General features: G+C 66.5%; 12 protein-coding genes. 5 read left to right on the top strand and 7 right to left on the bottom strand.

Annotated elements, in window-relative coordinates; translation table 11 throughout:
• From JOZ00_RS13095 to JOZ00_RS13070, 6 genes are all read right to left on the bottom strand, one after another.
• Positions 1-267 (bottom strand): LLM class flavin-dependent oxidoreductase (locus JOZ00_RS13095; RefSeq protein ID WP_293344380.1); only part of this gene is annotated, 267 nt, incomplete at its 3' end.
• Positions 268-334: 67 nt separating this feature from the next.
• The gene (locus JOZ00_RS13090) at positions 335-994 is read right to left on the bottom strand and encodes an LON peptidase substrate-binding domain-containing protein (protein WP_293344379.1); all 660 of its coding nucleotides are present in this window, start codon (positions 992-994) and stop codon (positions 335-337) included.
• The gene (locus tag JOZ00_RS13085) at positions 995-2,125 is read right to left on the bottom strand and encodes a glutamate--cysteine ligase (RefSeq protein WP_293344378.1); all 1,131 of its coding nucleotides are present in this window, start codon (positions 2,123-2,125) and stop codon (positions 995-997) included.
• Entirely contained in the window at positions 2,115-2,795 is a 681-nt protein-coding gene (locus JOZ00_RS13080) for a superoxide dismutase family protein (protein ID WP_293344377.1), read from the bottom strand. The genes JOZ00_RS13085 and JOZ00_RS13080 overlap by 11 nt, the downstream gene beginning before the upstream one ends.
• A gap of 20 nt (positions 2,796-2,815) precedes the next feature.
• The gene (locus JOZ00_RS13075; RefSeq protein WP_293344376.1) at positions 2,816-3,295 is read right to left on the bottom strand and encodes a LytR C-terminal domain-containing protein; all 480 of its coding nucleotides are present in this window, start codon (positions 3,293-3,295) and stop codon (positions 2,816-2,818) included.
• A 19-nt stretch (positions 3,296-3,314) separates the two neighbouring features.
• Positions 3,315-3,623 (bottom strand): DUF3263 domain-containing protein, encoded by a 309-nt coding sequence (locus JOZ00_RS13070; RefSeq protein WP_293344375.1) that lies wholly within the window; start codon positions 3,621-3,623, stop codon positions 3,315-3,317.
• Between the two features lie 201 nt (positions 3,624-3,824).
• Between JOZ00_RS13070 and JOZ00_RS13065 the strand changes: the two genes are divergently transcribed.
• From JOZ00_RS13065 to JOZ00_RS13050, 4 genes are all read left to right on the top strand, one after another.
• Positions 3,825-4,418 carry a peptide deformylase gene (locus JOZ00_RS13065; RefSeq protein WP_293344374.1) on the top strand — a complete coding sequence of 198 codons (594 nt, stop codon included), beginning with the start codon at positions 3,825-3,827 and terminating at the stop codon, positions 4,416-4,418.
• Positions 4,418-5,314, top strand: coding sequence for a GNAT family N-acetyltransferase (locus tag JOZ00_RS13060; protein ID WP_293344373.1), 897 nt, complete (start codon positions 4,418-4,420; stop codon positions 5,312-5,314). The genes JOZ00_RS13065 and JOZ00_RS13060 overlap by 1 nt, the downstream gene beginning before the upstream one ends.
• Positions 5,315-5,331: 17 nt before the next feature.
• A complete protein-coding gene (locus JOZ00_RS13055; RefSeq protein ID WP_293344382.1) occupies positions 5,332-6,138 on the top strand; it encodes an exodeoxyribonuclease III in 807 nt (268 codons plus the stop codon).
• Between the two features lie 178 nt (positions 6,139-6,316).
• A complete protein-coding gene (locus JOZ00_RS13050) occupies positions 6,317-6,772 on the top strand; it encodes a hypothetical protein (protein WP_293344372.1) in 456 nt (151 codons plus the stop codon).
• A gap of 14 nt (positions 6,773-6,786) precedes the next feature.
• On the opposite strand, the gene JOZ00_RS13045 is transcribed toward JOZ00_RS13050, so the two are convergent.
• Positions 6,787-7,026, bottom strand: a complete 240-nt coding sequence (locus JOZ00_RS13045; protein WP_293344381.1) for an Rv1535 domain-containing protein — start codon at positions 7,024-7,026, stop codon at positions 6,787-6,789.
• A 72-nt stretch (positions 7,027-7,098) separates the two neighbouring features.
• Here JOZ00_RS13045 and JOZ00_RS13040 point away from each other — a divergent pair, with 72 nt between their 5' ends.
• Positions 7,099-7,374 (top strand): hypothetical protein, encoded by a 276-nt coding sequence (locus tag JOZ00_RS13040; protein ID WP_293344371.1) that lies wholly within the window; start codon positions 7,099-7,101, stop codon positions 7,372-7,374.
• Positions 7,375-7,380: the final 6 nt, after the last annotated feature.

Here is a 7,380-nt window from a genome sequence, read left to right as displayed (position 1 = left end):
CGAACCGAGGCCGAGCCGAAACCGGCCGCCGCTGTAGAGCTGTACGTCATAGGCGGCGTGCGCCAGGTGCAACGGGCTGCGCGGCGGGGCGATCGCGACGTTGGTCATCAACTCGCACCTGGTCGCGCCCGCGGCGACGATCAGCGGGAAGAACACGTCGTGCTGGCCCTCGAACGTGAACAGGCCGTCGGCACCCGTCGCGGCTATCTCGGTCGCGCTTGCCGTCGCCTGCGTCGGTGAACCGTCGACCTGCAGGTGTACCTTCATGCGCCCACCGTCCGTTAGGAAAACACTGTGTTTTTACACTATCGGCGAGCGCACCCGCAAGACCCCGCTACTCGGAGAGCTGGAACTCCACCATCTCGGCGACGGCGTCCACGGCCTCGCTGAGCGCGGCGAGGCGGTCGGCGGCCGAGGGCGCCGACAGCACCGTGTACTGGTCTGCGGAGCCGATCGGTATCCGGGCCGCCAGCGCGAACAGGCGTTGCCCCGCAGTGCTATCGGCGTTGGCGACGCCCAGAAGCGTCCCGCGGTCCGGCAACGGGACACCCCGGGCGTCGGCGATACGCTCGAACAGCGCCATCACCCGGTCTTCGACCTCGAGCAGCTGGGTTTGCGAGACCGGGTCCCCCGGCTCGTCGGGCCACAGCGTGATCGTCGCCCGCGGATACGGGTCGTCAGGCAGCCATTCGGACACCCGGATCCGCTCCCCGGTCCGGCACTGCAGCGAGTAGCGGCCGCCGCCGTGATCGACGCATTCGATGATCCTGCACAGGATGCCGACGTCACACCGCGCGTCGCCGCCGCCCACCTCCCGCCCGTGCGAGATGAGAACCACCCCGAACGGGTCTCCGCTGTCGAGGCAGTGCCGGACCAGCGCGCCGTAGCGGGGTTCGAATATCCGCAACGGCAGGTCCTGATCGGGCAGCATTACCGACTCCAGCGGAAACATCGCCAGCTCAAAGGGTTTCGTCAGACCTTCAACGTCATCCATCTACAGTTCCAATTCAGCTACCAGCGCGTCGACGACGGCACGCAGGTCGCCGTCGTGCTCTTCGGCCACCCGGCGCTGCCGCTGGTACGAGGCACCCAATCGCGGGATGTCGGCCACCGCGGCCAACTCGTCGGCGCACCCCAACGACTTCGCGACCGGCTCCAGCCGGTTGAGCACGTCGTCGAGATCCTCGGTCACCAATCGTTCGTTGCTGTCCGCGTCCTGGATGATCACGGCGTCCAGGCCGTAGCGGGCGGCGCGCCACTTGTTCTCCTGGTTGTGCCAGGGCGGCATGCTCGGCAACGACTCGTCGGCTTCCAGCCGGCGATCCAGGTCGACCACCAGGCAATGCGTCAACGCGACCAGCGCGCCCAGCTCCCGCAGGTTGGAGACGCCGTCGCAGACCCGCACCTCGATCGTGCCCAGGTGCGGTGACGGCCTGATGTCCCAACGAACTTCGTCGACGTGATCGATGATGCCCGTCTTCTTCTGGTCGTAGACGAAACCTTCGAACTCCCGCCAGGTCTGGAATTGGAACGGCAGGCCGGCGGTGGGCAACTGCTGAAACATCATCGCCCGGTTGCTCGCGTATCCGGTGTCGTCACCGGTCCACCACGGCGAGGACGCCGACAGCGCGAGCATGTGTGGGTAGTAATTCAGCAGCGACGTCATGATCGGCATCACCTTGTTCGGCGATGAGATCCCGACATGCACGTGCACGCCCCAGATCAGCATCTGTCGTCCCCACCACTGGGTGCGCTTGATCAGCTCGGCGTATCGCGGCCCGGCGGTGAGCTTCTGGGAGGACCACTTCGCGAACGGGTGGGCGCCGGCGCAGAACAACTCCATGCCGCGATCCTCGACGATGCGGCGCGCGGGTCCCAGGGTTGAGCGCAGATCCTCCATCGCCTCGGGGGCGGATTGGCAGATGCCGCTGACCACTTCGACGGTGTTACGCAGCAATTCCTTGTGCACGCGCGGGTTTTCGCCGATCTCCGCGATCACCGCGGTGGCTTCGTTGCTCAGGTCGCGGGTCTGCTGGTCGACCAGAGCGAACTCCCACTCCACGCCGATGGTCGGCCGTGGTGAGCGGGCGAAGTCGATATGCGAGTCAGCCCTCTTAGCCGGCACCGATGACACCGCACGCCACCCGCTTGCCGGCGTCACCGGTGCTCATCGTCGTCTCGTCCGGGCCCGGCGTTCCGTTGCTCTGGTTGTAACGCTCCGGCGGGATGTTGCCGAAGTTGTCCGCGCCGGCATGAATGATGATCGCGGTCTTTTGGCCGCCCAGCAGGTCGTCCATGGTGAAGGCGTCGGTGGTGGTCATCAGCGATGCCGACCCGTCCCTGCGCACCTGAAGCGAGGTGAGGTCACCACTGGCCGGTTCGGTGGAATGCCCGGGCGTCTGGAAGTGCCCGCCCGCGGACAGGAAATCCCCTGGCGCGCCGCCGGTCGGGCCGACGGAGTTGGGCTCGCACTTGCCGACTTTGTGGATGTGCACCCCGTGGAAGCCGGGCGCGAGTACACCGTTGGCGGTCGTCTCGATGGTGACGGCGGCATAGCCGTTGCTGAACTGGAACGTCGCCGTCGCGACCTGGGTGCCGTCCGGTGCCTTGAGATGCGTGGTGATGTTCGGCGACCCTCCGGGCGCCGGCTGCTCCCCCTTCGCCGCTGCTGCCGACGCCGGGGCCCCGGTCCAGATCGGCGGCACGGTGCCCGGGGTCGAGGACGCGTGCTCGGGTGACGAGCAAGCGCTCAGCGCAACGACGGAACTCGCCAGAATCAAGGGCAATTTAGGCATAGCCGAAGCCTAACGCGGGGTCACCCCGTAATGAGGACGATGACACCCGGCGGCTGGCCGCTGAGTGCGGGAATTCGCGGCTCCACCGCCGCCCCCAAGTTTTTCCCGACGGCGTCCGCGGTGGCGTGCTCATCGTCGGCGTCGGTGTAGTACACCGTGGTGGTGGAGACGTCCGAGACCGACAGGTTGCCCGTCTCGGTGACCTTGAAGCCGGCGGCGGTGAGTTGGTCCTTCGCGTGGCCGGCGACGCCCTCTTTGGACGAGATGTTGTAAATGCGCACCTCGGCCTCGTTCCCGGCGGGCTTGTTGCTGGGCGAGGCCGTTGTGGCAGCGGCGCTGCTGGTGCTACTCGCGGCCGACGAGGCCGTGTCGTCGTCGGAGTTCTGCGAAGAGCCCAATGCCTGCCAGCCCAGCAGCAAAAAAATGACGCCCAGAAACAGCAGCACCATCACCATGGCCCGCAGGGGAAGCCCCGTCGAATCGGGGACTCGCTCTTTCATCGAGCCCTACTGTAGCGAGTCAGGTCACCTCAAAGCCGAGGCGCCGCGCCGCTCGGGCCTTCTGACGGCTGGCACGCAGCCGTCGCAGCCGCTTCACCAACATGGGGTCGGCGGCCAGCGCCTCGGGTCGGTCGACGAGTGCATTCAGCACTTGGTAGTAGCGTGTCGCCGACATCGAGAACAACTCTTTGATGGCCTCTTCCTTCACGCCGGCAAATTTCCACCACTGACGTTCGAAGGCGAGGATGTCGTGTTCGCGTCGGGTGAGCCCATCTGCGACCTCGGCATCGTCCCCCGATCGATTAGCCCGCGCCATGGCGCTGTCCATATCGCTTCCCCTGGACCCTTCCGGCGAATTCTCGAACCGCTCTGATGACTTGACTTATCTGAGGGCGTGTTTCGGCTAATATTGAAACACGCCCCAAACCCTCAAGCCGTCATCCAGACCCGCGAGTCGGCCGATTGGCCAGATTGCCGCGCCGGATTGCTGGGTTCGGCTGTGTAAGTGCGTGCGGTAGCTTAGCCGACCATGGCAGTCGTACCGATCCGGATCGTGGGAGATCCGGTGTTGCACACCCCGACGAAGCCGGTCGGAGTCGGCGACGACGGTTCGCTGCCGGCAGACCTGCCGGAGTTGATCGCCACGTTGTACGACACCATGGACGCCGCCCACGGGGTGGGCCTGGCGGCCAACCAGATCGGGGTCGGCTTGCGGGTCTTCGTCTACGACTGCGCCGACGACCGCGGACAGACGCAGCGCCGGCGTGGTGTCGTCGTGAATCCCGTTCTGGAAACCTCCGAGATACCCGAGACCATGCCCGACCCCGACACCGACGACGAGGGTTGCCTGTCGGTTCCCGGCGAGTCGTTTCCCACCGGCCGGGCCCAGTGGGCACGCGTCACCGGGCTCGACGGCGAAGGCAAGCCGATCACCATCGAGGGCACCGGCCTGTTCGCCCGGATGCTGCAACACGAGACCGGGCACCTCGACGGTTTTCTCTACCTGGACCGTCTCATCGGCCGGCACGCGCGCAGCGCGAAACGCGCGGTGAAGTCGCACGGCTGGGGCGTCTCCGGGCTGTCATGGCTGCCGGGCGAGGACCCGGACCCGTTCGGTCACTGATGTTCTCGTGGCCCGATCCGGGAACCCGGGTGACGGTTCGCTACCGGCTTCCCGCCGGGTCCGTTCCGCCGCTCACCGATGCCGTAGGGCACCTGCTGGCGGTGCACCCCAAGGTTCGGGTGCAGACCAAAAGGGGGGCGGTCGTCGAGTGTTCCCCCGACGACGTGGTCGCCCTGCGCGTGCTGACCGACGCGCCGGTGCGCACCTCACAGATCCGCGCGCTCGAGCATGCGGCCGCCGCGGCCTGGCCCGGTTCGCAGCGGACTCATCTCGACGGCTGGCTGCTGCGCGCCGGCCACGGCGCGGGTCTTGCAAACAATTCCGCAGTGCCACTGGATATTTCGGCAAACATCGGTGCGATCCCCGCGATCGTCGCCTGGTACAAGCGACGCGACCTGCCCGCGCTGCTGGCCATCCCCGATCGCTTGCTCGAGCTGCCGCATGGATTGCCGGACGAAGCCGCGGAACGCGTCCTGGTGCGCGACCTCGCCGACCTGACGCCGGGTGACCCCGACCCGCCCATCACCCTGGCGGCCCGACCCGACGACGCCTGGCTGCGGATCTACCGGCGCGAGGTCCCCGTCGACGTGCTCACCGCCGTGCTCGGCGGCGAGCTCGCGTTCGGCACCCTGGCCGGGGCGGCCGTCGGGCGGGTGGCCGTGACCGCTGCACCGGACGGCAGCCGGTGGGCCGGGCTGTCGGCGATCCGTACAGCGGGCGACGCCATCGACGCGCAACCGTTGTGTGAGGCGTTGTTGGCGTGGGCGGTGGATCGGAGTGCGACCCGGGCCTACCTGCGGGCACCCGACAGTGGCGCAACGCCTCTCGCCGACGCGTTGAATTTTCGGCCACATCATCGGCGCCGCTACGTCATCGCGTCCTCGGATACCGTCTAGCCATGCCCCAAGGGAGATTGCGGCTGGCCACCTGGAATGTGAATTCGATCCGCAGCCGACTGCCGCGAGTCGTCGACTGGCTGGCGCGCGCCGACGTCGACGTGCTGGCCATGCAGGAGACCAAATGTTCCGACAGCCAGTTCCCCACACTGCCGTTCTTCGAACTCGGCTATGAGGTCGCCCACGTCGGTTTCAATCAGTGGAACGGCGTGGCGATCGCCTCACGTGTCGGCCTCGAGGATGTGCAGATCGGATTCGACGGCCAGCCGACCTGGAGTAGTAAGCCCGACGTCGAGGCCACGGCCGAAGCCCGCGCGCTGGCCGCCACCTGTGCCGGCGTTCGGATCTGGAGCCTGTACGTCCCCAACGGCCGCGCGCTCGGCGATCCGCACTACGCCTACAAGCTGGATTGGCTTGCCGCGCTGCGTGATACGGCGGCCGGCTGGTTACGCGACTATCCCGCTTCGCAGATCGCGTTGACCGGCGACTGGAACATCGCACCGAGGGACGAAGACGTCTGGAGCCCCGAATTCTTCATCGGCGCAACGCATGTCTCGGAGCCGGAACGCCGCGCGTTCGACGCCATCGTCGACGCGCAATTCACCGACGTGGTGCGGCCGTTCACTCCCGGCCCCGGGGTCTACACCTATTGGGACTACACCCAATTGCGGTTTCCGAAGAGACAAGGCATGCGGATCGACTTCATCCTGGGCTCACCGGCGCTGGCCGGCCGCGTGACGGACGCGCAGATCGTCCGTGAGGAGCGCAAGGGCAAGGCGGCCAGCGACCACGCGCCGGTGCTCGTCGACATTCGCATCGACTGACGCTTCGCACCCGGCGTAGGGTTGCTGGAAGCGAAATGTCAGGCTTACCGTGGCCGGCTTTCAGTTGAAAGACGGTGTTAATTATTCCGTAGTTTCTGTTAACTATGCAGTCCACAGGTGTATACAAAAAATGCCAGCGCGATTTTCAGCGACAGCGAATTAGGTCCAGGGAGTCATCATGGGTGTCGTCGACGGAACAGTTCGCAGCGTGGGTCGAACAGTGAATCGCGCTGCGACGGCCACCACCGCCACCGCGGGCGCCATCGGTGGCGCGGCTGTCAACGGCGTCGTCGGTGGCATCAAGGGTGCCGCTGAAGGCATCCAGCAAGGGATCAGCAAGGGCAGCAAATCGACGCCGGCCGCCGCGGTGGCCTTGGGCGCGCTCGGGGTTGCCGGCCTTGTCGAATGGCCGGTATTGCTGGCCGTCGGCGGTGGCGCGCTCGTGTTGCAGCGGATGACCCGCAGGCAGAACGGCTCCGCACCGGCGCCGAGGGCGAAGTTGACGACGGTGCCGACCAAGCCCGCACCCGAGGCCGAGACGCAAAAGCCGCCGGCGCAGAAGGCCGCGAGCAAGCCCGCCAAGAAGACGACGGGCCGCCGGGCCGGCGCCACCGCGTTGCGCAGCACCAACTGACCGGGAACCCGGGGTCAGCCAACTGCTTGGCTGTACGCCTCTCGACCCTCGGCTGCTGAGTCGTGCGCAGCCGGATCCGGACAAATCGGACCCCGAGCGACCTGCGACGTACGCCGACCACGATCAGCTCGCCGACCAGGATTCCGAATATCGACAACCCCGGCGCGCCACAGCAGCGCATACAGTTCCTGTAACGGCACCTTAAGCACCAATGCAACCGACGAAACTAGCGGATCTCCCCCGGAATCAGTCATCGTCGACATAGGTCCGACGGTGACGGCGCGACCCGGCGAGTCGGCAAACCCTTCGTTACTGAAAGGCAAATGATGGCGGAAAAGAAGACGCGGAGGGGTACACCCCAGCGCGAAGCGGTGGAGAAGATCCGCGAAGCCGAAACCTTCGTAGTTAACGTGCCCGTGGTCGGCCAGATGGAGATTCCCCGTCCCGAGCAACTGGCCTACTTCGGCGGCCTGGCCGCCCTTGCGGCACTTGAACTCATCGACTGGCCGGTGGCTCTCGTCATCGCCGCCGGGCACTTTTTGGCAAGCAACCACCACAACAAGGTCCTCGAAGAAATCGGCGAGGCGATGGAAGAGGCCTAACGCGCC

Source organism: Mycobacterium sp., assembly GCF_019243155.1.
Classification (GTDB): domain Bacteria; phylum Actinomycetota; class Actinomycetes; order Mycobacteriales; family Mycobacteriaceae; genus Mycobacterium.
The sequence above is the reverse complement of the archived record's forward strand: the minus strand, read 5'-3'. Positions and strand labels throughout refer to the sequence as shown.

Coding starts and splice junctions, on each gene's coding strand:
- JOZ00_RS13090 (WP_293344379.1), bottom strand. CDS start 994: ATGGATGACGTTGAAGGTCTGACGAAACCCTTTGAGCTGGCGATGTTT.
- JOZ00_RS13080 (WP_293344377.1), bottom strand. CDS start 2,795: ATGCCTAAATTGCCCTTGATTCTGGCGAGTTCCGTCGTTGCGCTGAGC.
- JOZ00_RS13075 (WP_293344376.1), bottom strand. CDS start 3,295: ATGAAAGAGCGAGTCCCCGATTCGACGGGGCTTCCCCTGCGGGCCATG.
- JOZ00_RS13070 (WP_293344375.1), bottom strand. CDS start 3,623: ATGGACAGCGCCATGGCGCGGGCTAATCGATCGGGGGACGATGCCGAG.
- JOZ00_RS13065 (WP_293344374.1), top strand. CDS start 3,825: ATGGCAGTCGTACCGATCCGGATCGTGGGAGATCCGGTGTTGCACACC.
- JOZ00_RS13060 (WP_293344373.1), top strand. CDS start 4,418: ATGTTCTCGTGGCCCGATCCGGGAACCCGGGTGACGGTTCGCTACCGG.
- JOZ00_RS13050 (WP_293344372.1), top strand. CDS start 6,317: ATGGGTGTCGTCGACGGAACAGTTCGCAGCGTGGGTCGAACAGTGAAT.
- JOZ00_RS13045 (WP_293344381.1), bottom strand. CDS start 7,026: ATGACTGATTCCGGGGGAGATCCGCTAGTTTCGTCGGTTGCATTGGTG.
- JOZ00_RS13040 (WP_293344371.1), top strand. CDS start 7,099: ATGGCGGAAAAGAAGACGCGGAGGGGTACACCCCAGCGCGAAGCGGTG.